Source organism: Aquitalea sp. ASV11, assembly GCF_016429185.1.
GTDB classification, from domain to species: domain Bacteria; phylum Pseudomonadota; class Gammaproteobacteria; order Burkholderiales; family Chromobacteriaceae; genus Aquitalea; species Aquitalea pelogenes.
This window is the reverse complement of the sequence record NZ_JAELUD010000013.1, coordinates 29,654-55,530: the sequence shown is the minus strand read 5'-3', so window position 1 is coordinate 55,530 and position 25,877 is coordinate 29,654. Positions and strand designations below refer to the sequence as shown.

Annotated in this window: 29 protein-coding genes and 1 pseudogene; 18 read left to right on the top strand and 12 right to left on the bottom strand. The window is 58.9% G+C overall.

The window, feature by feature from the left end; all coding sequences use genetic code 11:
* Window position 1: 1 nt before the first annotated feature.
* Window positions 2–574, bottom strand: coding sequence for a GspH/FimT family pseudopilin (locus JHD62_RS06635; protein ID WP_255522878.1), 573 nt, complete (start codon window positions 572–574; stop codon window positions 2–4).
* A 463-nt stretch (window positions 575–1,037) separates the two neighbouring features.
* On the opposite strand from JHD62_RS06635, the gene yiaY reads away from it, so the two are divergent.
* Entirely contained in the window at window positions 1,038–2,189 is a 1,152-nt protein-coding gene (gene yiaY, locus JHD62_RS06630) for an L-threonine dehydrogenase (protein WP_199102256.1), read from the top strand.
* A gap of 125 nt (window positions 2,190–2,314) precedes the next feature.
* On the opposite strand, the gene JHD62_RS22515 is transcribed toward yiaY, so the two are convergent.
* The 6 genes from JHD62_RS22515 to JHD62_RS06600 are packed head-to-tail and all read right to left on the bottom strand — an operon-like array spanning window position 2,315 to window position 8,575.
* On the bottom strand, window positions 2,315–2,713 hold the full coding sequence (locus JHD62_RS22515; protein WP_304506238.1) for a type IV pilin protein: 399 nt from the start codon (window positions 2,711–2,713) through the stop codon (window positions 2,315–2,317).
* Window positions 2,714–2,720: 7 nt separating this feature from the next.
* Entirely contained in the window at window positions 2,721–5,822 is a 3,102-nt protein-coding gene (locus JHD62_RS06620; protein WP_199102255.1) for a pilus assembly protein, read from the bottom strand.
* 11 nt (window positions 5,823–5,833) lie between these two features.
* On the bottom strand, window positions 5,834–6,373 hold the full coding sequence (locus JHD62_RS06615; RefSeq protein WP_045847483.1) for a PilX N-terminal domain-containing pilus assembly protein: 540 nt from the start codon (window positions 6,371–6,373) through the stop codon (window positions 5,834–5,836).
* On the bottom strand, window positions 6,355–7,320 hold the full coding sequence (locus JHD62_RS06610; protein ID WP_199102254.1) for a PilW family protein: 966 nt from the start codon (window positions 7,318–7,320) through the stop codon (window positions 6,355–6,357). Before JHD62_RS06610 ends, JHD62_RS06615 begins: the two co-directional genes overlap by 19 nt.
* Window positions 7,321–7,328: 8 nt before the next feature.
* Window positions 7,329–7,943: a type IV pilus modification protein PilV gene (pilV, locus tag JHD62_RS06605; RefSeq protein WP_199102253.1), complete on the bottom strand. Its 615-nt coding sequence runs from the start codon at window positions 7,941–7,943 to the stop codon at window positions 7,329–7,331.
* Window positions 7,940–8,575, bottom strand: a complete 636-nt coding sequence (locus JHD62_RS06600) for a GspH/FimT family pseudopilin (RefSeq protein WP_199102252.1) — start codon at window positions 8,573–8,575, stop codon at window positions 7,940–7,942. The genes pilV and JHD62_RS06600 overlap by 4 nt, the downstream gene beginning before the upstream one ends.
* 552 nt (window positions 8,576–9,127) lie before the next feature.
* Here JHD62_RS06600 and JHD62_RS06595 point away from each other — a divergent pair.
* The 4 genes from JHD62_RS06595 (at window position 9,128) to JHD62_RS06580 (ending at window position 12,475) form a co-directional block, all read left to right on the top strand.
* On the top strand, window positions 9,128–9,742 hold the full coding sequence (locus tag JHD62_RS06595) for a TetR/AcrR family transcriptional regulator (RefSeq protein WP_199102251.1): 615 nt from the start codon (window positions 9,128–9,130) through the stop codon (window positions 9,740–9,742).
* Between the two features lie 103 nt (window positions 9,743–9,845).
* Entirely contained in the window at window positions 9,846–10,586 is a 741-nt protein-coding gene (locus JHD62_RS06590) for an NADPH-dependent oxidoreductase (protein WP_199102250.1), read from the top strand.
* Window positions 10,587–10,619: 33 nt separating this feature from the next.
* Window positions 10,620–11,720, top strand: coding sequence for an N-ethylmaleimide reductase (nemA, locus tag JHD62_RS06585; RefSeq protein WP_199102249.1), 1,101 nt, complete (start codon window positions 10,620–10,622; stop codon window positions 11,718–11,720).
* A 71-nt stretch (window positions 11,721–11,791) separates the two neighbouring features.
* Window positions 11,792–12,475, top strand: a complete 684-nt coding sequence (locus tag JHD62_RS06580; RefSeq protein ID WP_199102248.1) for a type 1 glutamine amidotransferase domain-containing protein — start codon at window positions 11,792–11,794, stop codon at window positions 12,473–12,475.
* Between the two features lie 7 nt (window positions 12,476–12,482).
* Here the strand turns inward: JHD62_RS06580 and JHD62_RS06575 are convergent, their stop codons facing one another.
* Window positions 12,483–13,397, bottom strand: a complete 915-nt coding sequence (locus tag JHD62_RS06575) for a diacylglycerol kinase family protein (protein WP_199102247.1) — start codon at window positions 13,395–13,397, stop codon at window positions 12,483–12,485.
* A 7-nt stretch (window positions 13,398–13,404) separates the two neighbouring features.
* A complete protein-coding gene (locus JHD62_RS06570; protein WP_199102246.1) occupies window positions 13,405–13,542 on the bottom strand; it encodes a hypothetical protein in 138 nt (45 codons plus the stop codon).
* 171 nt (window positions 13,543–13,713) lie between these two features.
* Between JHD62_RS06570 and queC the strand changes: the two genes are divergently transcribed.
* The 12 genes and pseudogenes from queC (at window position 13,714) to JHD62_RS06515 (ending at window position 21,695) form a co-directional block, all read left to right on the top strand.
* On the top strand, window positions 13,714–14,418 hold the full coding sequence (gene queC / locus JHD62_RS06565; RefSeq protein ID WP_199102245.1) for a 7-cyano-7-deazaguanine synthase QueC: 705 nt from the start codon (window positions 13,714–13,716) through the stop codon (window positions 14,416–14,418).
* A 304-nt stretch (window positions 14,419–14,722) separates the two neighbouring features.
* Window positions 14,723–15,073, top strand: a pseudogene (locus tag JHD62_RS22960) (6-pyruvoyl tetrahydropterin synthase family protein); the annotation flags it as partial.
* A 42-nt stretch (window positions 15,074–15,115) separates the two neighbouring features.
* Window positions 15,116–15,451: a 6-pyruvoyl tetrahydropterin synthase family protein gene (locus JHD62_RS22955; protein ID WP_370541040.1), complete on the top strand. Its 336-nt coding sequence runs from the start codon at window positions 15,116–15,118 to the stop codon at window positions 15,449–15,451.
* Window positions 15,452–15,453: 2 nt separating this feature from the next.
* A complete protein-coding gene (gene queE, locus JHD62_RS06555) occupies window positions 15,454–16,083 on the top strand; it encodes a 7-carboxy-7-deazaguanine synthase (protein ID WP_199102244.1) in 630 nt (209 codons plus the stop codon).
* Window positions 16,084–16,425: 342 nt separating this feature from the next.
* A complete protein-coding gene (locus JHD62_RS06550) occupies window positions 16,426–16,692 on the top strand; it encodes a DUF2282 domain-containing protein (RefSeq protein WP_045847493.1) in 267 nt (88 codons plus the stop codon).
* A 109-nt stretch (window positions 16,693–16,801) separates the two neighbouring features.
* A complete protein-coding gene (locus JHD62_RS06545; protein WP_045847494.1) occupies window positions 16,802–17,050 on the top strand; it encodes a DUF2282 domain-containing protein in 249 nt (82 codons plus the stop codon).
* Between the two features lie 43 nt (window positions 17,051–17,093).
* A complete protein-coding gene (locus JHD62_RS06540) occupies window positions 17,094–17,924 on the top strand; it encodes a DUF692 domain-containing protein (protein ID WP_199102243.1) in 831 nt (276 codons plus the stop codon).
* Entirely contained in the window at window positions 17,914–18,663 is a 750-nt protein-coding gene (locus JHD62_RS06535; RefSeq protein ID WP_199102242.1) for a DNA-binding domain-containing protein, read from the top strand. Before JHD62_RS06540 ends, JHD62_RS06535 begins: the two co-directional genes overlap by 11 nt.
* 70 nt (window positions 18,664–18,733) lie before the next feature.
* Window positions 18,734–19,198 carry a DoxX family protein gene (locus tag JHD62_RS06530; protein WP_199102241.1) on the top strand — a complete coding sequence of 155 codons (465 nt, stop codon included), beginning with the start codon at window positions 18,734–18,736 and terminating at the stop codon, window positions 19,196–19,198.
* Between the two features lie 93 nt (window positions 19,199–19,291).
* Window positions 19,292–20,134 (top strand): phosphoserine phosphatase SerB, encoded by an 843-nt coding sequence (gene serB / locus JHD62_RS06525; RefSeq protein ID WP_199102240.1) that lies wholly within the window; start codon window positions 19,292–19,294, stop codon window positions 20,132–20,134.
* Between the two features lie 23 nt (window positions 20,135–20,157).
* Window positions 20,158–20,670, top strand: a complete 513-nt coding sequence (locus JHD62_RS06520; protein WP_199102239.1) for a hypothetical protein — start codon at window positions 20,158–20,160, stop codon at window positions 20,668–20,670.
* A 101-nt stretch (window positions 20,671–20,771) separates the two neighbouring features.
* Window positions 20,772–21,695, top strand: coding sequence for a PAS domain-containing protein (locus JHD62_RS06515; RefSeq protein ID WP_199102238.1), 924 nt, complete (start codon window positions 20,772–20,774; stop codon window positions 21,693–21,695).
* Between the two features lie 27 nt (window positions 21,696–21,722).
* Here the strand turns inward: JHD62_RS06515 and mpl are convergent, their stop codons facing one another.
* Window positions 21,723–23,108, bottom strand: a complete 1,386-nt coding sequence (gene mpl / locus JHD62_RS06510; RefSeq protein WP_199102237.1) for a UDP-N-acetylmuramate:L-alanyl-gamma-D-glutamyl-meso-diaminopimelate ligase — start codon at window positions 23,106–23,108, stop codon at window positions 21,723–21,725.
* Between the two features lie 147 nt (window positions 23,109–23,255).
* Between mpl and ypfH the strand changes: the two genes are divergently transcribed.
* Entirely contained in the window at window positions 23,256–23,942 is a 687-nt protein-coding gene (gene ypfH, locus JHD62_RS06505; RefSeq protein WP_199102236.1) for an esterase, read from the top strand.
* A 44-nt stretch (window positions 23,943–23,986) separates the two neighbouring features.
* Here ypfH and JHD62_RS06500 read toward each other — a convergent pair whose 3' ends face one another.
* Together JHD62_RS06500 and gloA are read right to left on the bottom strand one after the other, a co-directional pair.
* Window positions 23,987–25,387 carry a sodium:proton antiporter gene (locus tag JHD62_RS06500; protein ID WP_199102235.1) on the bottom strand — a complete coding sequence of 467 codons (1,401 nt, stop codon included), beginning with the start codon at window positions 25,385–25,387 and terminating at the stop codon, window positions 23,987–23,989.
* A gap of 95 nt (window positions 25,388–25,482) precedes the next feature.
* Complete coding sequence (gene gloA / locus JHD62_RS06495) at window positions 25,483–25,872, bottom strand: lactoylglutathione lyase (protein WP_199102234.1); 390 nt, start codon at window positions 25,870–25,872, stop codon at window positions 25,483–25,485.
* Window positions 25,873–25,877: the final 5 nt, after the last annotated feature.

Below are 25,877 nucleotides of genomic sequence, written 5' to 3'. Positions count from 1 at the left end.
CTCAGCAGCTCCCGAATGCGTCACTGTTGCCGGACTTCACCACATGCAGCAGGCCGGCATTACTCACATACAGACATTGCTTGTTGAACTGGTTGGCGCTGGTGCTGGCAGTGGCCGCGGCCACCGTGAACTTGCCGGTGGTGCCGGTACCCAGACGGGAAAAACAGATGCCGTTGGAAGTATTGCTGCCGGAATAGGCAAAGGTGATGGAATCGCCGGTTGTCACCCCTGAGGCAACACGCAGTACCGAACTGGCAGCCAAGCCATTGCTTACCGTACAGGTATTGCCACTGGCCAGCATCACCACCCAGCCGGTGGCCAGACTGCTGGCGTTATTGCATGTGGGAGAGCTGCTGCCGGGATTGCTGGTGGCACACAACAGCACGTTTTGCCCCTGCTTGATTGCCTCGTTTCTGGCATAAGCCAGGTCCAGGCTCAAGGCATTGATTTCAGCGCTGACATTGCTGCTATCCAGTGAGGTGCGATAGCCAGCTACCGCCATTGCCATCACGATGCTGGCTATCACAATGACAATCATCAGCTCAAACAAGGTATATCCAGCAGACTTTATCAAAGCGAATACACCTTTTTAAAATCAGGCACATCAAGGCAAGGAAAACGCGATCACGTTTATTGAACATTAACCAGTTAAATCCTGATTAATCAAACGAGCAAATACTAACCCAAAACAATAATCACTCTCCACAAGCCGGCAATGGCAATAAAATAAATAAATGTAAATATTTGCCAAAAATCGTATTCAGCCACCAACAAATCATGCGAACACCAAAATAAACAAAATGTACTTCATGAATAAACAGCGTTCAGTCATAAAGCCCTGCCCTGCCAATATTCATGCACAGGACGCCACAACTCAGGACAGGAGTCCGTTGGTTTATTGCACTAAAGTCGTATAGGAGCACGCTCTCCCACGCTATAGGCTGCAAGCATGACTCCGGTCATGAACAGGATGCATTTTTCCGCAAGCAGCTTGGGGCAGCTTCCAAAGCCAGCCCGTCAATAATGGAGACAACACAGTGACCACCACGACTTTCTTTATTCCTGCTGTCAACGTCATGGGTGCCGGTTGCCTGAAAGACGCCATTCAATCCATCCAGGCTTATGGCTTTCGCCATGCACTGATCGTTACCGACAAGGTGCTGGATGAAATTGGCGTCGCAGGCCGGATCAGGGATTTGCTGGCCGAGCGAGATATCCAGGCCACCATTTTTGCCGGGGCCAAGCCCAACCCGACCATTGCCAATGTCGAAGCGGGCCTTGCCGTACTGCAGGAAAAGAAATGTGACTTTGTCATCTCGCTGGGCGGCGGCTCGCCGCATGACTGTGCCAAAGGCATTGCGCTGGTGGCCACCAATGGCGGCAAGATTGCCGATTACGAAGGGGTGGACCGCTCGAAAAAACCGCAGCTGCCTCTGGTGGCCATCAATACCACCGCAGGTACGGCCAGCGAGATGACCCGTTTTTGCATCATCACCGACGAAGCACGCCACGTGAAAATGGCCATTGTCGACCGCAATGTCACCCCCATCCTGTCCGTCAACGACCCAGACCTGATGATTGCCAAACCCAAAGGCCTGACCGCGGCCACCGGCATGGATGCGCTCACCCACGCCATCGAGGCTTATGTTTCTACCGCCGCGACGCCCATCACCGATGCCTGCGCGCTCAAGGCGGTATCGCTGATTTCCCAATACCTGCGCAGCGCAGTGGAAAACGGCAAGAACCTGGAAGCCCGCGAACAAATGGCCTATGCCGAGTTTCTGGCCGGCATGGCGTTCAACAATGCGTCCTTGGGCTATGTCCACGCCATGGCCCACCAGCTGGGCGGGGTGTACGACCTGCCGCACGGCGTCTGCAATGCCCTGCTGCTGCCGCATGTGGAGGCGTTCAATGTGCAGACATCGGCCGCCCGTCTGTCTGACGTCGCAGCCGCCATGGGTGTCAACACCAATGGACTCACGGCAGAAGCCGGCGCCAAGGCCTGCCTGGTGGCCATCCGCAAACTGGCCGCCGATATTGGCATCCCGGCTTCGCTAAGTGAGCTAGGGGTCAAGCGGGAAGATATTCCGCTGCTGGCGCGCAATGCACTGAAAGATGCCTGCGGCCTGACCAACCCGCGCCAAGCCACCCAGGCAGAGATTGAAAGCATTTTCGAAGGGGCGATGTAAGCCCCTGCCGGGCTGGCCGGGGTAGACATCCCCGGCCATATAAAGCAAAACCGCCAACCTTTACGGGCTGGCGGTTTTGCTTTGTAGCACGTGGCGTCTGATGATAGCGCCAGCAACAAGGCTGCTTACTGATGACAGCTACCGGTATTGGTTTGGCTGCAATACAGGATGTTACCGTCCTGATCGACCGAAATGGTTTCCGTGCCGGCCTGCGACATGCCATTCACCGGTGTGGCCACCAGCGAGAAGGTATCCGCCGTGGTGCCGCTGGCGGCAATCGTGTAGAGCGTGGTGCCATTGCTGGGTGCGGTGGTCAAAGGCAGGGTGGCCGAGGCGTAAGTACCCTTCTCCGCATACCAGCGCGACATGTAATGGGCATTCTCTACCAGATTGGCCTTGGCGGCCGCCTGGTTACCCTTGATGACATGCTGGGTGTAAGAGGGATAGGCAATGGCAGCCAGAATGCCGACAATCGCCACCACGATAACAAGTTCGATCAAGGTAAAACCCTGCTGTTTGTTCATAGCCACCTCAGAAAATTTCACGCCAGCCAATACGCCGCCCCACCGACGTGGCTTTGGGAATCAGCTTGCCCGCCGCCACATTGCCGTTGCTCCCCCCCGTCCCGCCCACGTAGAAAGTGAGTACTTCATTGGTATTGGTGGAAGAAGGATAAGGATAACTACCCAGCTGGCCGCCATCGGTAGAAGTGTAGTCCCCCAGATTCACCGTGGTAACGGTAAAGGCAATGGACAGCGCCGACGGAATGCCGATGTTGTAATTGATGCCGGACGGAATATTGGTTTTTTTATCAGTAAAACTTACTGTGTCACCATCGGGCGAAGTGGTACTGGTATTGATCTTGCCATCGCCATTCAGGTCGAAAGCCGGTGTCGACGGAGCCCCGCCAGTCATCAGGTCCAGTGCCATCACCCAGCCGCTTTGCTGGTTCACATTACTGCATACCAATGAACTACCTTTCAGCACCTGAGTGGTGAAGTACAGCTTGCCCAGCGCCACCACCGGCTGGTAGAGCATGCGCTCGCCATTTGTACTGTTCATATTGAACACCCAGCCTGCGCGATTACCGCTTGGCCCCACTGACAAACCACCGGTCGTGGCCGCATCGCTAATGGTGGTGGTTTCGCGGAACACCACACTGCTGCCAAGTTTTCCTGAAGCAGTAGAGGTTGTGGAACCGTCAATGGAAGCAGTGCCATTCAGATTGGCCACTTCGGCATCGGTAATGAAGGTGGAACTGCTGTAAGTCAGGTTGGTTTTGGTCTGGTCGTCGTAAATGCCGTACAGTGATTGCGGATACACCGTAGTGCGGTCGTTATAGCTGGTGTTTTCGTACATCATGCGGCCGGTACCGACGTATACCATGTAACCACCACCTGGGATGGCATAAATGGCCGGGGCCGCCACGATGGGCTGATTGGCCTGGGCGGTAAAGAACTTGCTGACCGACGTCGTCTGATCACTGCTGGTTTGCAATTTGAAGCGCCAGACATTACCGGACTGATCACCCGCATAAACATAATCCGCCACCTTGTCCCCATCCACATCCAGCACAGCCGGAGAGGACAGGCCATTGCTGGCGGTTCCGGTATCAATCTCGTACAACATGGCACCGGTTTTCAGGTCAATCACCATCAGGGTGGTGGCTTTATTGGTGGAGTCATAGCCATTGCCGGTAATCATCGCCCATTTCTTTTTCCCGCCATAATAGACTTGGGCAATCACCGGCTTGGCAAAGGTATAACCCAGATTGGTAAAGCCGGAATCTGTCGGTACATGGTCCCACAACACATTGCCGGCACCGAATACACTGCCACCAGTCAACAGCGATGGGTTGGCCACGGTATTGCTGATATCCAGCGCAAACAACCCCTGGCCGCCCTGTGCCATGCCGCCGGTCAGCACCGAGGTGGTCGAGGTAGAAAACTGGTTATCCCCGCCACTGACATTGTTGAAGGTCAGATTGCCATTGACAAAATACAGGTGGGGTTGTGCAGCCCCATAGGTCGTTGAACCCAGCAAGGCGAGATTGGCCGCCGTCACGGCACGCGGAATATAGGAAAAAACTTCGGTGTAATTGCTGGTGGTGCGGCCAAACACATGCAGCATGCCGTCATTGGCCCCCACCGCAAAACCGGCAGTTGCGGTAGTACCAAACGGCGTGGGCGTGGAGTCGATGATGTCACCCAGGGTAGACGGGGTGGACTTGTCACTGCCACGGCTACGCCAGCCAGACGGCGAGCCACCGGAAAGATAGCTGTTCAGGTTGCTGTCACTGGAAACACTGGTATACAGCGCACCACTGGCACTTGCTCCGGTGCTGGTAAAAATATTGGCCAGTCGTGTTGCACTGGAAGAATTGAACAGCACCGGAATGGGTGAAGTCAGATTGGCAAGCCCCGTCGTGCTACTGACACTGTAGGCCCGCAACTGACCAGACCAGTCCCCCGAGTAAAAAGTCGCCTGAATGGCATCGGTAGGATTGGTAGGTTTGCTGGCCACCACAGGTACGTTGGTTGCAGTCTGGGTCTTGATGCTGTTGAGAATCGATTGCAGGGCGTTGGTCAGCGAGGTCTGGTCGCTGGTATCAAAATATTGCCCACCACCAGCCTCGGCCATGGCCTGCAATACGGTACGACCGGTATCACCGCTGGCAAGACCAAGGCCAATGGTATAAGTGGTTATGGGTGGAGAGGTGGTTGCGTCAAAATTATTGCCTTCGTTGTCTTTGGTTTTACCATTGGGCACGACACCAGCATCATGATAAAAAGCGGCGTAATTCACCACGGTGGTATTTCGCACATCAGAAGTATAACCCGTCAGCAAATTCTTGGTATTTACATAATTGGAAATGGTGTATGAATGCCCATCTTTCGGGTTTGTCGCTGTCGCAGTGAGAATATCGCCATTTTCTTGGTTAGGCTGACCATCCGAAACAAAAATGACAAAATTCTTCTGGCACACATACTGAATTGGACTGGTATAACTCTGCCCGGAATCAGAATAGATTCCATTATAAGTACCACTATTCCAGAAATAGGGGTTCCCATAATTACTATCAACTATTCTTTGATAGGTATTTGCACCATAACTGGAGTTGCCATAAAAATATTGCATCACATTATAAAAAGCAGATGCACTTGGCGTACTGCCTGCAGGAACAAGGGAATTCACGGCCGTAGTAAAATCACTGAGACCATTGCTTGTATTCCAGTCAGCCAACAGCTTGGAGCTACCAGCGGTATAAAATATACCGTTACCTCCGGAAGTATAGCTCGAAGGAATAATTGTTCTGAATTTGAATAGCGACCATCTTGCAATATCAAAATTATTGGAGAACAGGCTATTCAGTGCGGTCTTGGCCAAACGTATTTTGGCCACATAAGTCGTGGAGTTATTCACCAAACTGACAGACTTATCCCGCGAGCAGCCACTGGTATCACTAGGCTGACACACCATACTACCCGAATCATCCACCAGCACGGCAACATTAGGCTTGGCGGTTACCTGATCCAGATACAAAGGAACCGTAGGGTATGGATTTGCAGCAAAAACCGTGGCAGAAAACAGTGCCAGCACAGCTGCCGTGCAAGCAGTAACAGAACGGGACATGGGCAACTGCCTCAGGAAACGACGTAATAACTTTGCAAGGTAACCTGGGTATTGGCATTGCGGCCCCAGGCACGGGAAGTAATGCGATACAGCGATGCACCCGAGGTACCGGTCACCGCATCGGTGTAATTGCTGTCCAGCAATTCAATGGTGTAGCGCGGCTTTTGCAAGGTCTCGCCGGTAATGGTGCAGGTGCTGCACTGCAGCGAGTTGGCATAAGTGCCGGTGAACACATTGCTGCGCTCCCAGGCATTGGTGCCACCTGCCGACTGGCTGGGCAGGCAAAGCCCGCCGGTGCAGGCCGCCACAAAGGAACTGGATGTCGGCTTGTTGGTGGCCACATAGCTCTCACCAGCTTTCAGCCCCAGTTCGGCCAACTGGAATGCCAGCGTGCGGTCGTTCTGGTTGCTGGCGATCTTCTGTTCGGTCAGCAGGGGGTGTGCCCCATACACCACCAGCAGGGCAATCACTGCCAGCAGGATGAGCGACACGATCAGGCTGGCCCCGCGCTGGACATGGGGCAGCCGGGAATTCAGCTGGCGCGATAGCATTGCTTCCCCCGGATGGCGGCAGTGGTCTGGTAAGTCTGGGTCAGGTAGCCAAAGCTGTTGCCGCTGGCCAGCGGTACCTGGTTCTGGCTGCGTACCGTCATGGTGATGCGTACCGATGACACATTGCGCCAGTTGCCCACCGACGCTCGGCTGCGGTAGGTCACCAGGCAATTGGTACTATCGGTAATTTCGCCGTATTCGTATTGCAGATTGGTAACATTGCTGATCAGTTCATTCGGCCCTATCAAGGTACCGCCTTGCCCCAGCTCGGTCATCACCAGCGCCCCGCTGCTGTTGACGAAATAGGCTCGGGACACCAGGTCCATGATGTCGGCACCCGAAGTCACACTGCCCACATTCACCGACACCCCGGCCGAAGCCAGGCCTGCGGTGGTTTTCTCCAGCAGGATTTTCTGGCAAGTACTGGCTACCCAGAACTGCTGCCCGACGGTATAGGTTCGCTGGTTATTACTATTTGCGGAAAAAGTGGCGGTACCACCAGAGGCAATCGCCGTGGCCTGTGCCGTGCCACGGCCATACTGCACCGCCAGTACGTCAATGCCTGACGAGGCGGTCTGTCCGTTAAGCCAGCTGCTTGCCGTGCCGGAAGCATAGGCCGCGAATGGCAGGTAGCTGCCGCCACTGGTAATGAAGGTTTGATAAACCGAGGCCGAAGCCACCGCACTGGTATCCACCGTCACCGCCTGTGAAGCTGCCGTATTGTTGGCATCCAGCGTGGCGCAGCCATAGCTGCCGGCCATACGCAAATCGCGCGAAATCTGCTGCAGGGCAATGCGTGCATCCTGCTGCATGCTGATACGCTGGCTGACCACATTGAACGTGCGCTTGCTGTTGACATAAACCGCTACTACTGCACCCAGCACGATCATGCCGAGGGTCAGCGACACCATCAGCTCGATCAAGGTAAAGCCGCGCATCCGTTTCATGGATTTACTCATGGTTCAAACTGCAAGACATAGCCATATACCCTGCTCGTGGTGCTGGAAGCTGACGAGTTGGCACTATTGTTACCCAGGGCGGTATTGGCGGTTTTTTCCATGGCTGCCTTCCAGGCCACCCGTATCATCAGCTTGCTGCCACCGGTGCAACCACCCAGTTTGCTATCGTTGAAATTGATGGTGGACGAAGCATTGCTGTCCCGACAGATAATGGCCCGCACATTGTTCTGGCTGCTATCTGAGAACGCGGTGGCCAGGTTGTTCTTGAACTGGTACAGGTCGTAGGCAGCCATCTGTGCATTGGTGCATTGCGAACCGCTTGACGCATTGCACAGGGTGGCTGGAGCGGTGGTGTGGTCGCTGTAACTGGTTTCGACGTAGTTGGTCCAGTCTTCTGTCACGCTACCGCTGGCATTGATGCTGGCATAGGAATTGGCACGCATGGCATCGGCCACTTCGGCAGCCAGCATGGCGGCCACGCCTTGCTGCTCCGCCTCGCGCACGGTCTTGAGGGTACGGCCCTGCATGCCGGCCAGCGCCAGCATGCCGATACCGACAATCAGAATGGACATCAGCACTTCCAGCATGGTGAAGCCGGTCATTTTCTTCATGAGCAGGCTCCGCAACTGTTGTCCGTGCTGGTATCACAAGCCTTGCTGCGACCGGAACCACTCACCAGAATGACGCGACAGAGATTATTGCTGGTGTCTTGCAACAACAGCTTGCGGCTATTGCCATCCAGCAAGCGGCCATCACTGCCAAAAGCCAACTGGTTGACGCTAGCCACCGGCGAGGTGGACATCACCAGATTGATGGCAGACGCATTATTCATTTCGCCGTAGAAGGAAAAGCTCTTGATGGCTTCACCACTGTCATAGCTGCCCATGGTGCCGGTAGTGATATTGTCGGCGTACACCAGCTGTCCATATCCCCAGTTGTACTTGCTACTGGTTTGCTGGCTCAGGCAGCCACTAATGCTCATGCTATTGGTATTAAGATTGGCCGAGCAGATGTAAACCGGCTGATTGCGCCGCACGGCTTCGGTACGGGCGTAGTTGAAACCCGCCACGATGCGGTTGGCTTCGGTGGTGATCTTGTTGCTGGCCACCAGCGTTCGGAGCTGGGGGACGGCAACAGCCATCATGATGGCGCCAACGCCTACTGTGACCATCATCTCGACCAGAGTAAAACCCAGTCGTCGCTGGCGGGACGCTACTGTTTTTCCTGCTGGAAATTGGGGCATGGTGGTATGCATGGGCAAGTCGCGCGGCCATAGGCGGCCAGCATAAATCCCATTATCAATGCAATTGGTCAATGTTACGCATTCTACATAGATAAAGGCTGTTTACAAGATTTTTCCCAAAGCAACAAAAGATACATCTTAATTTTACATTTCAACATCTGATTCTTATTTGATATGAGGCAATTCCAAACACTAGAAATCAATAGAAACCGCTTTAAATATTTATCAAATTATTCACACCCTGTTATAAAAAAGCGTACCAGTCGGATGCGCCTCATTCTGTCGTGCTTGAAACACAGTTCTTTCGTATAGCTTTTCTTGATTTCATACCGGATCAATGACAACCGGCGCCCCCTCTTGCTGGCCAATCGGCTCAACACCCATCCTCAGCCAGGCCAGGCAGGGGCAATGCAAATCATCATCCGGATGGCAGACCCCACATCTGGCTCTGTGCGTTGTCTGCGCGGCCATCCGGCCGGACTGCAGCCTGCATGCCACAACAGACTCACAATAAACTTGCAAACTAGACGACTGGTCTAGTACTATCTCGCCATGTCACGTCCCAGCCAGTTTTCCGATACCCGCGAACACCTGCTTGCCACCGGTGAGTCCATCATCCTGGGCAAGGGTTTTTCTGCCGTTGGCCTGGCCGAAATCCTCGGCTGTGCCGGTGTGCCCAAAGGTTCGTTCTACCACTACTTCCGTTCCAAGGAAGGTTTCGGGGTGGAAATGCTGCGGCGTTACTTTGAACATTACGATGCACGCCTGCTGGAAGCACTGGACCCAAGCCAGGGGGATGCACGCAGCTGCTTGCTGCGTTATTTCTCCGGCTGGCTGGACCGTCACCAGCAATGCGAAGAAGGCAATCAGAGCTGCCTGGCCATCAAGCTGGCGGCAGAAGTATCCGACCTGTCCGAGCCCATGCGTGAAGCCTTGGCCGAAGGCATGGGCCGGGTAATTGTCCGCCTGGCCGACTGTATCCGCCGCGGCCAGCAGGAAGGCAGCTTGTGTACCCGGCTGTCGGCCGAAGACACCGCAGGCAGCCTGTACAGCCTGTGGGTGGGCTCCGCCCTGCTGTTCAAGGTGCAGCACACCCAGCAGCCCATGCTGCAGGCACAGGCGCTGACCGATGCCATGCTCAAGCCTGGCGACTGTCAGGCAGGCTGACGCAGCAATACTGATTTATCTTACCCGCCCCTGCGGCGGGTATTTTTGACACATCAACTAGACGACCGGTCTATTTATTTTCACCCACACGGGAGAATGCTTCATGAACAGCACACTGGAACTGATGCAACAACATCGCAGTATCCGCAGTTATCAGGACAAACCCGTCCCCGCCGAGGTACTGGATGCGGTGCTGGACGCCGCCTGGAAAGGCCCCACTTCCATCAATGGCCAGCAGGTGTCTTTGGTGGTGGTGCAGGACGCAGCCCGTCGCCAGCAAATTGCCGCTCTCGCCGGTGGCCAGCCGTGGATTGCCCAGGCTCCGGTATTTGTCACTCTGGTGGTGGACTTCTACAAGACCCGCCTGGGCGTGGAAGCTGCCGGTGCCGAACAGGTGATCCAGGACAGCGTGGAAGGCTTTGCCGTTGGTGCCGTGGATGCCGGTATTGCGCTGGGCAACCTGATGACAGCCGCCCGCGCGGCCGGTCTGGGCGTAGTACCGATCGGCGGCATCCGCCGCAACCCGCAAGCCATGATCGAGCTGCTGCAACTACCTGAGCTTACCTTCCCCATTGTTGGTGTGGCATTGGGCTATGTTGATCAGGACAGCAGCATCAAACCGCGCCTGCCGCGCGAGAGCTTTGTCCATCACGAGCACTACCAGGCTGCACAACTGCCCGAGCAGATCCGCCAGTACGACCAGACACTGGCCAGCTACTGGCAGCAGATTGGCCGTCCGGATGGACTGCCATGGAGCGCCAATACCGCACAGTACTACCAGAACGTGTATTTCCCCGAAGTCGCCCCCGTCGCCCGCAAGCAGGGCTTTGGTTTTGACCGTTGATCAACTTGTCTTTGCCTACAGGAAGAAGCTGAAATGAGTCTGGATAAACTGTTTACCCCGCTGCAAGTGGGTGCCGTCACCCTGAACAACCGTGTGGCCATGGCCCCGCTTACCCGCCTGCGCAATACCGAACCGGGCGATGTGCCTACCGATCTGTCGGTGCAGTACTACACCCAGCGCGCCAGCGCCGGGCTGATCATTGCCGAGGGCACCCACATCTCCCCTACCGCCAAGGGCTATGCCGGTGCACCGGGGATTTACAGCGAAGAACAAGTTGCCGCCTGGGGCAAGGTGAATGCCTCCGTCCATGCCGCCGGTGGCAAGACTGCGCTGCAGCTGTGGCATACCGGCCGTATCTCGCACCGCTCCTTGCAGCCGGATGGCGAAGCACCGGTAGCACCGTCCGCCATCCGTGCCGAAAGCAATACCAATGTGCGCCAGCCGGATGGCAGCCTGGCTCGCGTGCCCTGCGATGAGCCGCGCGCACTGGAAATCTCGGAACTGGAAGACATTCTGGAAGACTACCGCCGCGCCACCGACAACGCGCGCCGCGCCGGTTTCGACCTGGTGGAAATCCACGGTGCCCACGGTTATCTGCTGGACCAGTTCCTGTCGCCGGAAGCCAATGTACGTACCGACGCCTACGGTGGCAGCGTGGAAAACCGCGCCCGTTTCCTGCTGGAAGTGGTGGATGCCGTGGTGGCTGAATGGGATGCCGAACACGTGGGCATCCGCATTTCGCCGCTGGGTGTGTTCAATGGCGTGTCCAATGTCGAGCAGCAAGACATCGCGCTGTACGTGATCGAACAGCTGGCCAAGCGCAAGCTGGCATTCCTGCACATTTCCGAGCCGGACTGGGCCGGTGGCCCGGCACTGAGCGAAGCCTTCCGTCAGGAAATCCGCAAACGCTATCCGGGCGTGATCATCGCCGCCGGTGGCTATAGCGCGGAAAAAGCAGAAAAACTGATTGGCGAGGGCTATATCGACGCCGTGGCCTTTGGCCGCAGCTATATCGCCAACCCGGATCTGGTGGAACGCCTGCAAGCCGGTGCCGCGCTGAACAAGCCGGATGCCGCCACCTTCTACGGTGGCGATGCACGGGGCTATACCGACTACCCGACGCTGAACAACTGAAGCTGCATCACAACTAGCCAATGGCCGGGCCGGCAACACGGCCCGGCGCACACCACACGAGAAGCCACACCATGAAAAAAGTCCTGTTTGTTCTTACCAGCCATGACACGCTGGGCAATACCGGCCACAAAACCGGCTTCTGGATCGAAGAATTCGCCGCACCTCACTACGCGCTGGCCGACAAGGGCGTTGCCATCACCCTGGCCTCGCCCAAGGGTGGCCAACCGCCGATCGACCCCAAGAGCGCCGACCCGGCGTTCAGCACCCCGGCCACCGAACGCTTCAATCAGGATGCCGCCCTGCAAGCCGTACTGGCCAATACCGTGGCACTGGACAGCGTCAACGCCAGCGATTTTGACGCCGTGTTCTATCCCGGCGGCCATGGCCCGCTGTGGGACCTGGTCGATAACGCTGCCTCCATTGCGCTGATCGAAGCCTTTGTCGCCGCCAGCAAGCCGGTAGCCGCCGTGTGCCATGCCTCGGCCGTGCTGGTGAATGCGCGTGATGCAGCAGGCCAGCCGCTGGTGGCCGGGCGCAAGGTCACCGGTTTTTCCAATACCGAAGAAGATGCCGTACAGCTGACCGACATCGTGCCGCTGCTGGTGGAAGACGCACTGCAAGCCAAGGGTGGCATTTATGAAAAAGGCCCGGACTGGGGCGTATTCGTGCGCGAAGACGGCCTGCTGATTACCGGTCAGAACCCGGCTTCGTCCGAACTGGTGGCTGACAAGCTGCTGGCCCGCCTGAACGGCTGATTCTGTCTCAGAGGGCGGACAGGCAGCGCAGCACCGCCGGTTCCAGCGTAAAGCGGGCCGGTGCCTGCCCTACCAGTTCGCCATCCACCTCCAGCGGGCAGTTCTGCCCTTCCACCAGCAGGCTGCGCACACTCAGGTAACGCACCCGCTCGTCCAGCACCGGCTGCGCCTTGCGCAAGCTGGGCAGATGCCGCAAAAAGTCCAGCCCGCCACCGCGCTTGATCATCACCACTTCCAGCAGGCCATCATCCAGCCGTGCCAGTGGCGCAATACCCAGCCCGCTGCCGAAATAGCGGCCATTGGCCACGCACAGGCTGAGAAAATCACCACTGATGATTTCGCCGCCTTCCAGGGTCAACTGCATCCGGCGTGGCCGGTAACGCAGCAAGGTCAGCAGGATGGACAGATAGAACGCCACGCTGGCCGGCAGCCAGCCAGGCAGCCGCCGCACCTGCTGCACAATGGCCGAGCTGATGCCCAGCGAGGCGATATTGCCAAACCAGATTACCCGCTCGCCCTTATCATCCGGTAGGCTCAGCCGCCCCAGGTCGATACGGCGCACGCGCTGGCTGGCAATCAGTTGTTCCAGTTGCTCCAGCGAATCGCTCACCCCCAGCGAACGGACAAAATCATTACCGGTGCCAAACGGCAGCGCGCCCACCGCCACCCGCTCACGCGCGGTGGCATCAGCCCGCATCACGCCATTGATCACCTCGTGGATGGTGCCATCGCCCCCCACGGCAATCAGGAAATCACAGCCCTGCCGGACGGCTTGCAGCGCCATATCTTCGGCACTGACCGCCGAGGTGGTGATGTGGATATCCACCTGGTAATGCGCAGAAAAACGTTGCAACAGGCGGTCAGGCAGACTGCGCGGACAACGCAGGCCATGCAGGATGAAAACCAGCCGGGTCTGAGCCATAACGAGACTATTGGAAATTAACTGTTGGATTATCAGACAGAACATCGGCTTTTGACACCAGAATGACTTGCTTTGCCAGCACGGCCACCCGCACAGCCATCAGTAAAATCAATGCACTAATCGCGGTGGGCAACTGGCTGGCCACACGGTTTTCTGATAAATTACGCAGTTTTGCTGCGCCGCATTCTGGCTGCCAGTACCTGCCGGGTGAGACCGATCCCGCGTGCGTACTGCCACCGCAACCGCACCTTGCAGCGCAAGGCCGGGCAAGCTGCGCCAGCACCACTGCCTCGACTGTTTATCGATGGATCACGCCATGACACCGAATACCACCAAGACCGCGGAAAAAGCACTGGTCGTGCTGTCCGGCGGCCAGGACTCCACCACCTGCCTGTACTGGGCGCTGCAGAAGTTCGGCGCAGCCAATGTGGAAGCCGTCACCTTTGACTACGGCCAGCGCCACCGCGTGGAGCTGGACTGCGCGCGCAAGATTGCCGCCATGGCTGGCGTGCGCCAGACCGTGCTGCCCATCGACACTTTCGCCGCCATCGGTGGCAATGCGCTGACCGATGGCAGCATTACGCCGGAGGAAGGCAGCCGCGACGACGACGCCCTGCCCAATACCTTCGTACCGGGCCGCAACCTGATTTTCCTCACTTTTGCCGCCGCCTTCGGTTACACCCGCGGTGCCCGTCACATCGTCACTGGTGTGGCACAGACCGACTACTCCGGCTACCCGGACTGCCGCGAGAACACCCTGCAGGCACTGCAACTGGCGGTGCGCCTGGGCATGGACAGCCGTGTCGAGCTGCATACCCCGCTGATGTACCTGAGCAAGGCCGAAACCGTCACCCTGGCGCAGCAAGTAGGCGCAATGGAAGCACTGGCCTGGAGCCACACCTGCTACAACGGCGCGGTGCCGCCTTGCGGTCATTGTGCTTCCTGCGAGCTGCGCGCCAAGGGCTTTGCCGAGGCTGGCGTGGCCGACCCGCTGATCGAACGCTGCAGCAAGGAGGCCTGACATGCATGCATCCTGCCTGCTGGCCGGTGGCCGCTTTGAAGCCGCCCGCCGTGTTGCCGGTGACGAACACCGCCTGAACGGCCTGCACGGTCACAGCTTCCGCGTGCTGGCTCGTGCCGATGTCACCCACATCGAACAGGCCGAACTGCACACCGCGCTGGCCCAGGTACTGGCCCCGCTTGACTATGCCGACCTCAACCAACAACTGCCACAGTGCGACGACCTGAGCCTGGCCCGGCACATCAAGGACGCGCTGAACTGCCCTGCTGCCCTGCTGCTGCAAAGCGCACCGGAACGCGGCGTGATGCTGGAAAACGGCACGGCACTGCACTGGATTGCCGCCAGCTTCGAGGCCGCCCACCACCTGCCCCACGTACCGGCCGGCCACAAATGCGGCCGCCTGCACGGCCACGGTTTTGGCGTGCGCATCGTGGCGGATGCCCGCCAGCACAGCCAGGCCCAGCTGGAAGCCGCCTGGGCACCGTTGTTCCTGCGACTGAATCACCGCTACCTCAATGACATCGCCGGGCTGGAAAACCCTACCAGTGAAGTGATTGCCGCCTGGCTGTACCACGCGCTGCAAGACGCAGGCCTGACAGGCCTGGCCTGGGTGGAAGTCCGCGAAACCCATACTGCGGGCAGCCAGTTCGATGGCAAGCGTTTCCGCATCTGGAAGGAACAGCGCTTTGAAAGCGCAGTGCCGTTCGACAGCAATGGCAACTACACCGGCCACAGCTATCTGGTACGGCTGATGCTCACCGGCAGCCTGGACCGCACCATGGGCTGGCTGCTGGACTTTGGCGATGTCAAAGACCGCTTCAAGCCCATCTACCGGCAGCTGGACCACAACCCGCTGGACAAGCTGGCTGGCGTGCGTGACGGCCACAGCCAGTCGGTGGCCGAATGGGTGCATGCCCATCTGTCGCCGCTGGTACCGGAGCTGGCACGCATCGACCTGATGGAAAACGCTCATCAGGGGGTATCACTGCTGTTCCATGACGATATGCGCTGGCCGCTGCTGCAAGGGGAATGAAGATGTACACGGTAAAGGAAATCTTCTACACCCTGCAGGGTGAAGGCCGACAAGCTGGCCGTGCCGCGGTATTTTGCCGCTTTAGCGGCTGTAATTTGTGGTCTGGCCGCGAGGAAGACCGCAGCAAGGCGGTATGCCAGTTCTGCGATACCGACTTTGTCGGCACCGGCCCGGACGGCGGCAAGTTTGCCACCGCCGCCGAACTGGCCGCCCGCATTGCCAGCGAATGGCCGGCAGGTAGCGGCGGCACGCCCTATGTGGTGTGCACCGGCGGCGAGCCGCTATTGCAGCTGGATGCCGAACTGATTGACGCCCTGCACGCCAAAGGCTTTGAAATCGCGGTGGAAACCAATGGCACCATCGCCGCCCCGGCAGGTATCGACTGGATCTGCGTCAGCCCCAAGGCCGGCGCGCCGCTGCTACAAACCAGCGGTAATGAATTGAAGCTGGTTTACCCGCAAGCCACCCAGCTGCCGGAAACCGTCGCCCATTTGCAGTTCGACACCTTTTACCTGCAACCGATGGATGGCCCGGAGCTGGCCGCCAATACCCGCGCCGCCATTGCCTACTGCATGGCACACCCGCGCTGGCGCTTGTCCGTACAAACCCACAAAGTGGTCAATATCCGCTAAGCGCTGCCAAACCCTGCTGCGGCCTTGCGCCTCCCGGCCCGACCCCTGCTCTGCTATGTCAGCAGCGTGGAGTGGCCGGCAGCGCCAAACCATCGGGTGCACAGTCGCCCGATTTTTTTTGCCTGATCGTGTAAGAAACCCTCCATGACCCCGACAGATGCTGCAGAGACGGTCACGCGGCAGGCCGGCGGAAACAGCATTGAACTTATTGCAACAGCAGCCAATGGCAGCGAAATGCAAATAATTTCAAAATATTTTCTGCCAGTGTGTAAGAAAGCCCCAGCCCACGCGACTGACTCCTGAAACCCGGCACTTGCCGCTTACCCCCGACAGGAGATTGACATGAACGCTTCCAAGACTCTGCTTGCTTCCGCCATGGGCGCTGTTGTTACCCTGGCTGCTCTGGCTGCAGCCCCCGCCCAGGCCGCAGAACAGGAAAAATGCTATGGCGTGGCCATGGCCGGCATGAACGACTGTGCCTCCGCCACCGGCGCACACGGCTGCAAAGGCCAGGCCATGGTGGACAAGGACCCGGGCGACTGGAAGCTGGTTGCCAAGGGCAGCTGCCAGCAAATGGGTGGCAATACCATGGCACCAATGAAACAATAAACAGTCTATTGTTAACCATGCATATACCGGGTAGCCCGCCAGGCTACCCTGCCCAGCACATACAGCTCACCATAAAACCCGTTTGAACCTACCCCAAAGGAGAACCACCATGAATGCTTCCAAAGCCCTGCTCGCTTCCGCCCTGGGTGCCGTTGTCGCCATGGGCGCCCTCAGCGCCACCCCGGCTGCCGCCGCAGAAAAAGAAAAATGTTTCGGCATTGCCCAGGCTGGCAAGAACGACTGCGCCTCCGGCGCCCACTCCTGCGCAGGTCAGGCCACCAAGGACAAGGACCCCGGTGACTGGAAATACGTCGCCAAGGGCAGCTGCGAAAAAATGGGCGGCAAACTGGGCAAGTAAGCCCGGCCACGCTTCTCTTAACCTTGATCACTGAAGCCAGACCATGACCCACTCCACCCTCCCTGCCGTTGCCGGCATTGGCCTGCGCGCCCCCCACTATCGCCAGGTGCTGGACACCCTGCCGCCACTGGGCTGGGTGGAGGTTCATAGTGAAAACTTCTTTGATGGCGGCATGCCGCTGGCCATGTTGCAGCGGGTGGCGGAACACTATCCGCTGTCGCTGCACGGCGTGGGCCTGGGACTGGGCTCGCTGGTACGCCCGGACGGAGAACATCTGGCCGCACTCAAGCGGCTGGTGGATGCCATCCAGCCAGCGGCAGTATCAGAACACCTGTCCTTCAACCACAGTGCGCAGCGTTATGTAAACGACCTGCTGCCCATTCCTTACACCAGCGCAGCGCTGGAGGTGATTGCCAGCCATGTGGCAGAAACCCAGGAAGCGCTGGGCCGGCCCGTTTTGCTGGAAAACCTGTCCAGCTATGTGGAATATCCCGGCAACGAAATGAACGAAGGCGAGTTTCTGGCCGAGCTGGTAACACGCACCGGTTGTGGCCTATTGCTGGACGTCAACAATCTTTACGTCAATGGCATCAATCTGGGAACCGACGTGCAGGCCGTGCTGGCCGCCCTGCCCGCTGCTGCAATTGGCGAAATCCATCTGGCAGGCTATAGCGAACGCGACGGCATGCTGGTGGATACCCACAGCCAGCCGGTACACCCCGGCGTATGGCAGCTGTATGGCCAGGTCATCAAGCAGCTGGGCCCACGCCCGACGCTGATCGAGTGGGATCTGGACATTCCGCCACTGGACACACTGCAAGCCGAAGCTGCCAAGGCCGACACCATCCTGCAAGGAGCGCGTCATGACGCCTGAAGCACGCTGGCAGGCCGAGCTGCTGGAACTGATTGCCCGGCAAGAGCAGCAGCCAGATGACACACTGGGCTTGAATGCGGCCGGGCTGGCGGTTTACCGCAACAACTACCGGCTGGGCCTGATGGACACCTTGAAAATGATCTACCCGGTATGCGGGCAAATCGTCGGCGAGGAATTCTTCACCGGGCTGGCACGGGAGTACAGCAAGCGCCATGCCTCGCACAGCGGCAACCTGCACAGCTATGGCGCAGCATTCGGTGATTTCCTGCAAGGTTTTCCACCAGTGCAAACCCTGCCTTATCTGGCCGATGTCGCCCGGCTGGAATGGACGGTACATCGCAGCTATTACGCCATCGACCAGCAGCCACTGGCCGCGACGGCACTGGCGGATGTCCATCCGGATCAATTCGGCCAGTTGCGCTTTACCCTGAGCGAGAGCAGCCGCGCACTGTCATCGCCCTGGCCTGTGGTTGCCATCTGGCAAGGACACCAGCCTGGCCAGACACTGAATGTAGACCTTGAGTCCGGTGGCGAACAGGCCCTGGTCAGCCGCCACGCAGGCAAGGTCCGCGTGCAAGCCCAAACCGCAGGCATGGCTGCACTATTGCTGGCCCTGCAAAAGGGCTTGCTGCTGGAAGAGGCAGCCGGACTGGCCTTGTCGGCAGAAGCCGGTTTCGACCTGCAAGCCGGGCTGGCCCGCCTGTTTGCCGACGGCCTGCTGAGCCACTACCAACTGTAAACCAAGGCTTGTTCACCATCCGCCTGCCTGGCGGAGGGGTGCGGCTTGACCACTCCACGGGAGACCGACCATGCAAGTACTCAGACAAAAACTGCTGCCACTACAGCAGCTGTTCGACCAGGCCAGTCATGCTGCCCGCCCGCTGGTGCTGCTGCTGTTCCGGCTATGGGTGGCAAATGTATTTTTCAAGTCCGGCCTCACCAAGCTGGAGGACTGGGATACCACCCTGCTGCTGTTTTCCAATGACTACCATGTACCACTGCTGCCGCCTGCGCTGGCTGCGGTGATGGGCACCTTTGGCGAAACCGTGTTTTCCAGCCTGCTGGTCGTCGGGCTGTTTGGCCGCTTTGCCGCCGCCGGGCTGTTCGTGGTCAACCTGATGGCCGTCATCAGCTATCCGGACCTTACCGATGTCACCCGCCAGTTCCATTACTACTGGGCCATGCTGCTGCTGGCACTGTTTGCCTTCGGCCCGGGATGCCTGTCGCTGGATGCCGCCTGGCAACGCTGGCACCAGCATCGCAAAGGACATTGAAGCTACAGCGCCGGATGGGGACACATCCCCATTCCGGCTGTCCGCCTGCAAGTGGCATAATGGCGTATTGCCCATCAGACTGCTTGTACGCCCATGTCCATCACCCTCGTCATTCAATCCCCCCGTCTCGACAGCCGCGAACTGCAGGAACTGGCCACGCTGGCCGGTGCCAGCAGCATTCAGCAGCCCAGCCCCGACGTGGCCAGACTGGCAGACGCCGACCCGGCCAGCCGCGATGCCATCAGCGCCTGCTGCCAGACCCTGGGCTATGACTTTGCCTTTGTCGACAGCAGCCTGAAACTGGCTGACTTCGGCCTGTTGGTGTCCGATATGGACTCGACGCTGATCACCATCGAATGCATCGATGAAATTGCCGACATGCAAGGCATCAAGCCGCAAGTGGCGGCCATTACCGAACGCTCGATGCGGGGCGAGCTGGACTTCTCCGCCTCACTGCGCGAACGGGTTGCCTTGCTGGCCGGCCTGTCGGAAAGCGCACTGGAAAAGGTGTATCAGGAACGCCTGCAACTGAGCCCCGGCGCGGAAAAACTGCTGGCACGCTGCAAGGAAAACGGCATCCGCTTCATGCTGGTTTCCGGTGGCTTCACCTTCTTTACCGAACGGCTGAAACAACAACTGGGACTGGACTATGCTTACGCCAACCAGCTGGAAGTGGTGGATGGCAAGCTGACCGGCCGCGTGGTGGGAGACATTGTGGATGCAGCCGCCAAGCAGCGCCTGCTGATCGAAAAACGCACGGAACTGGGCCTGCGCCCGGAACAGGTGATTGCCATGGGCGACGGTGCCAACGACCTGCTGATGCTGGGTGAAGCCGGCGTGGGCGTGGCCTACCGCGCCAAACCGGTGGTACAGGCCAAGGCCGATGTCGCCATCAATGTTGTGGGACTGGACGGCGTGGCCAAGCTGTTCGCCTGATCCGCTCTCACCGGGAGATCACCATGCACCTGCTGCCCGCACTGGACAGTGCCAGCTTTGATGCCCACCTGCCCTTGCAGGTGCAATTGCTGAACGACACGCAGTGCTCTGCGGCCCGCCAGCGGGAAACCCGCCTGGCGCTGCGGGTGCTGGCCGCACCGAGCGAGACCCCGGAAGAACCGGACCCGATGCTGATGCGTCTGGAAGCCAAGCTCGACCTCGCACTGGAAATTGCCCTGCTCGGCCATCATCCGGACCGCCCTGCCCTCACACCTTGCCGACTAGGACTGGACAGTATTGCCTGGCTGTCCGACCACCCCTGGCGGGTGGGCGACGCGGTACAGATTGCCCTGACGCCCAATCCGGACTCGGCACTGATACTGTTTCTGGCGGCGCATATCGAAGAACAGCACCCCACACCTGACGAGTCCTACGCCATCATCGCCCGCTTGCAGCTGCCACAGGACGAACAGACCCAACCCTTATGGGAACGCTGGGTGTTTCGCCGGCATCGGCGGGCCATTCTGGAACGCTGAAACCGTCCCGCTGCATTCCACTGCAATCGGCAGCCAAGTGGAATAGACTGGAATGCCCGGCACCACGCCCTTATGCCACGCCCTTATGCAAGGATGTCGCCATGGCCAGCCCGTTTACCCTCCAAACGCTAATCGACACCGTACAGGGTGGGCTGTTGCTGGTGCAGCCGGACAGCGGCCAGATCATCGCCGCCAACCAGCTGGCGGCCATCTTGCTGGCCATGCCCCACCCCAGCCTGCAAGGTCGTCCGTTCAGCCAGTTCCTGCCGCAGGCAGAAGACAGCAGCACCCTGCGCAATCTGCTGGCGCAACAAGGCATGATCTACAACCTGCCATTCCGCTTGATCAGCGCCACCGGTCGGCCGATTGAAGTGCAATTGTCCTTGCGCGAAATCCAGCTGGCCGAGCAAACCAGCCTGGTCATCAGCTTTGGCGACCGTAGCGAAAGCCATCAGATGCGCCAGTTGATGAAGCTGGAACACCAACTGCTGCAGCGCGCACTCAATATGTTGAAAAGCATGAACCAGGACACATCAATCCAGCTGGAGGATGACCAGCTGATGGGCGTGGTCAGCATCCAGCAACTTCTTGGCAACGCCCATGCCGAAACCGGCCGCATCCGGCGCTATGGCGGTGCGCTTGCCGGCATGCTGGTGCAAATCATCAATCTGCCACCACGGGATGACGACACCGCACGGCGCCAGTTGCTGAGGCTGGCGGGCAGCCTGTGCGTACAGGGAACGCGCGACAGCGATCAGGTGGCACACCAAAGGGAAGACGCCTTTCTGGTATTGATGCCCAATACCAGTCTGGATGGCGCTCAGGAAGTGGCCCAGCGCCTGCTGCAGGTGCTGGGCCAACTGGTGTATCGCAATCAGGGGCAGGAATGTCCGGTAGAAGTCTGTATCGGCCTGAGTGCATTGCGGACGGCGGAAAGCGCCCCCAATGCCATGTTCCAGCGCCTGGAGGACGCCCTGGAACAAGCAAGGCAGGCTGGCCGCAACCGGATCAGCCGCCAGGCCTGAGTCAGGCAAGACATTGCATGCCGGCGCTCAGACGGTTTGCTTTGCCCTCAGACCATCCAGCAGTTTCTGGTGAATGCCGCCAAAACCACCATTACTCATTACCAGGATATGATCGCCGCTGCGCGCTTCGGCCAGAATGGCGGCAACCAGCACATCCAACTGATCGAAAGTCTCCGCCTTATCGCCCATGGGCAGCAAGGCCTCGGCCGGGCTCCAGTTAAGACCGGCGGCCGAGCAGAACACCCGGTCGGCCAGTGCCAGCGAAGCAGGTAGCGCATCCTTCATGGTGCCCAGCTTCATGGTGTTGGAGCGCGGCTCCAGCACCGCCAGAATGCGCGCATCCCCCACATGGCGACGCAAGCCTTCCAGCGTGGTGGCAATGGCGGTCGGGTGATGGGCAAAGTCGTCATACACGGTGACACCCGCCACTTTGCCGCGCACTTCCATGCGGCGTTTTACATTGTCAAAGCGTGCCAGCGCGGCGATGGCATCGCGCACGGCCACCCCGGCGTGGCGAGCGGCGGCAATGGCAGCCACCGCATTCAGGCGGTTGTGTTCGCCCATCAGTGTCCACTCCACCCGGCCTTGCAGCTGGCCATGCAGCAATACATCGAAGTGGCCATTGGCATCCGGCTCGCCCGCTTGCCAGCCATCAGCCACGCCGAATGCTTCCACCGGCGTCCAGCAGCCACGTTCCAGCACGCGGCTCAGGCTGGCCTCGCGGCCATTGCTGACAATCAGGCCTTGTGCCGGGATGGTGCGTACCAGGTGATGGAATTGCGTCTCGATAGCCGCCAGATCAGCGAAGATGTCCGCATGATCGTACTCCAGATTATTCAGAATCGCCGTACGCGGCCGGTAATGGACAAACTTGGAACGCTTGTCAAAGAAAGCGGTGTCGTATTCATCCGCCTCGATCACAAAGAAAGGGCTGTTGCTGGCCGGGTCCAGTGCCGGACGGCCGGGCAGGCGGGCCGAAACGCCAAAGTTCTGCGGAATGCCGCCAATCAGGAAGCCCGGAGCCAGGCCGGCGTCTTCCAGAATCCACGCCAGCATGGAGCTGGTGGTGGTCTTGCCGTGCGTACCGGCTACTGCCAGCACCCATTTGTCGTGCAGCACGTTTTCCGCCAGCCACTGCGGGCCGGAAATATAAGGCAGGCCACGATTGAGGATTTCCTCCATCAGCGGCTTGCCACGGGTCACTACATTGCCCACCACATACATGTCGGCACCCAGCTCCAGCTGCTCGGCCCCGAAACCCTGGGTCAGGGTGATACCCATGGCCTCCAGCTGGGTACTCATCGGAGGATAAACATTGGCATCGCAACCGGTAACGGTATGGCCTGCCTGTTTGGCGATGGCAGCGATGCCGCCCATGAAGGTGCCGCAAATGCCCAGAATGTGGATGTGCATGTGAGTGAATGCTGTGTTAACCGCGAGGGGGCTATTATAACGCTGCATTGGCCTTATATTTCACTCTGTTCACACGCGGCCCATGGCCCGTCCATCATTCAAGCCGGAGACGCTGGGCAAGCGGGCCGGCAGTTCAGGAGAAAACGCATGCGCCACGATATCGTGATTCAACAACCGGCCAGCCCTGTGCAACTGATGTTGCTGTTCCATGGTGTGGGCGCCAGCCCGGAAAGCATGGCGGAATTGGGACGCTATCTGGGCAAGAGCTTTCCACAGGCGCTGATTGTCAGCGTGGCCGGCGCGGATGAGAGTGACCTTGGTCAGGGTTTCCAGTGGTTTTCGGTACAGGGCGTCACCGAGGAAAACCGCTTGCAACGGGTAGCCGCCGCCCTGCCCGGCTTTGTCGCCGCAGTGGAATACTGGCAACAACAGAGCGGCCTTGGGCATGCGGCCACCGCGCTACTGGGCTTCAGCCAGGGCGCCATCATGGCACTGGAAGCCACAGCAGCCTACCCGGCGCTGGCCAGCCGGGTGCTGGCCTTCAGCGGTCGCTTTGCCAGCCTGCCGGCGCGTGCGCTGCCGCACACCACCATCCACCTGTTCCATGGCAAGGCCGACCCGGTGATACCATATGTACACAGCGTGCGGGCAGCGGAACACCTGATTGCACTGGGTGGCGATGTGACCGCTGAAATCGAGCCTTTCGTCGGCCACCAGCTGCATGAAGACCTGCTGGAAAAAGCGGTGGAATACCTGCAATCGCATATTCCCAAGCATGTATGGGATGAGGCGCTGTCCGCCACGCCACCACAGGGCAGCATCAAGCCGCAGTAAGTGCAAGACGGGCGGTATGTACCATACAAACCGCCCGTTGCAGCTTAAAAGAACAGCCAGGTCATCAGGACAAACAAGGGCAGCAGGATACTGACCGACCACAGCATGTAGCCAAAGAAGCTGGGCATGGCCACGCCGCGCTGCTCTGCAATGGCTTTCACCATGAAGTTGGGGGCATTGCCGATATAGGTATTGGCCCCCATGAATACCGCGCCCATGGAAATGGCCAGCAGGGTTTGCGCCAGCGGCCCCATCAGCGTGACGGCATTACCGTCTGCCAGATTGAAGAACACCAGATAGGTGGGTGCATTGTCCAGGAAGCTGGATAGCAAGCCGGTCATCCAGAAATACATGCCATTCACCGGCTGGCCATCCGGCCCCGATACCGCATGTACCAGGGCCGACAGCTGACCACTGCTACCAGCACGCAAGATGGCAATGGCCGGGCCGATGGTGATGAAGATGCCGGCAAACAGCTTGCCCACTTCCAGAATCGGGTCCCAGTTGAACTCATTACCGGCCCGTACCTGCTTGGGCGTCAGCCACAGCGAAGCCAGCGCCAGCAACAGCAGCAGGCCGTCGCGTACCAGGTTTTGCAGCTCGGCATGCACGCCGGCCACTTCCAGGTGAATACCCGGCTGCCAGAATCCGGACAGCAATACCGCCCCCACCACACCGGCCAGCAGGAAGAAATTACGCTTGCCATACAGACGCAAGGGCTGATCGTGATGCGGCTTGAATTCTTCGTCCTCACGGCGGTAGAAATGGCTGTCCAGCAAAAAGAACACCAGCAACAAAGCAGCAGACAGAGCCAGCACCGGCAGCAGCATGTGCTGGAAGGTCCAGCCGAACGTCACGCCCTTGAGAAAGCCCAGAAACAGCGGCGGGTCACCCAGCGGGGTCAGGCCACCACCGACATTGGCTACCAGGAAGATGAAAAACACCACCACATGCACCCGGTGTTTGCGGTTGTCATTGGCCTTCAGCAAGGGACGAATCAGCAGCATCGCGGCCCCGGTGGTGCCCATGATGGAAGCCAGCGCCGTGCCGATGGCCAGGATGGCGGTGTTGACCTTGGGTGAACCATGCAGGCTGCCCCCCACCAGAATGCCGCCCGACACGGTATACAAGGCCAGCAGCAGCATGATGAAGGGAATGTATTCGCTCACCAGCGCATGCACGATCAGGCTGATGGCACTGCCCGCACCGAAGCTGGCGGTAAACGGCAGCAGGAACAAAACCGTCCAGCAGGCGGTGATCTTGCCGAAATGGTGGTGCCAGAAACCCGGTGCAAAAATGGGGAACAAGGCAATGGACAACAGGATGCCGGCAAAAGGCAGCACCCAGGCCAGGCTGAGCGTGCTGCCATCCAGGTCGGCAGCCTGTGCCAGCGCAGGCAGGGTCAGCAGCGGCAGGAAAAGCAGATAGCGCAGTGCGTTAGGCATTGAAGCTCCGTGAATACCGCGTATACATGAAAAAGGCCGGAACAGCGTATCCGGCCCCTTGTTGCCCGACAGCGCGGGCCATGCAGCCGGAAGCCTTACAGGCTGCCCTTCTGGATGAACTCGATCTTATAGCCGTCCGGGTCTTCCACGAAAGCAATCACGGTGGTGCCGTGCTTCATCGGGCCGGCCTCGCGTACCACCTTGCCACCCTTGGCACGCACCGCGTCACAGGCCTGATAGGCATCTTCCACGCCGATGGCGATGTGGCCGAAGGCGTTACCCAGTTCATAGCTGTCGGTATCCCAGTTGTGGGTCAGTTCCAGTACGGTATGGTCGGCTTCCTCACCATAACCGACAAAGGCCAGGGTAAAGCGGCCTTCCGGGTAATCCTGACGGCGCAGCAGGCGCATGCCCAGCACCTCTTGATAAAACGCCAGCGAACGTTCCAGATTGCCGACGCGCAGCATGGTGTGCAGAAATTGCATGATGT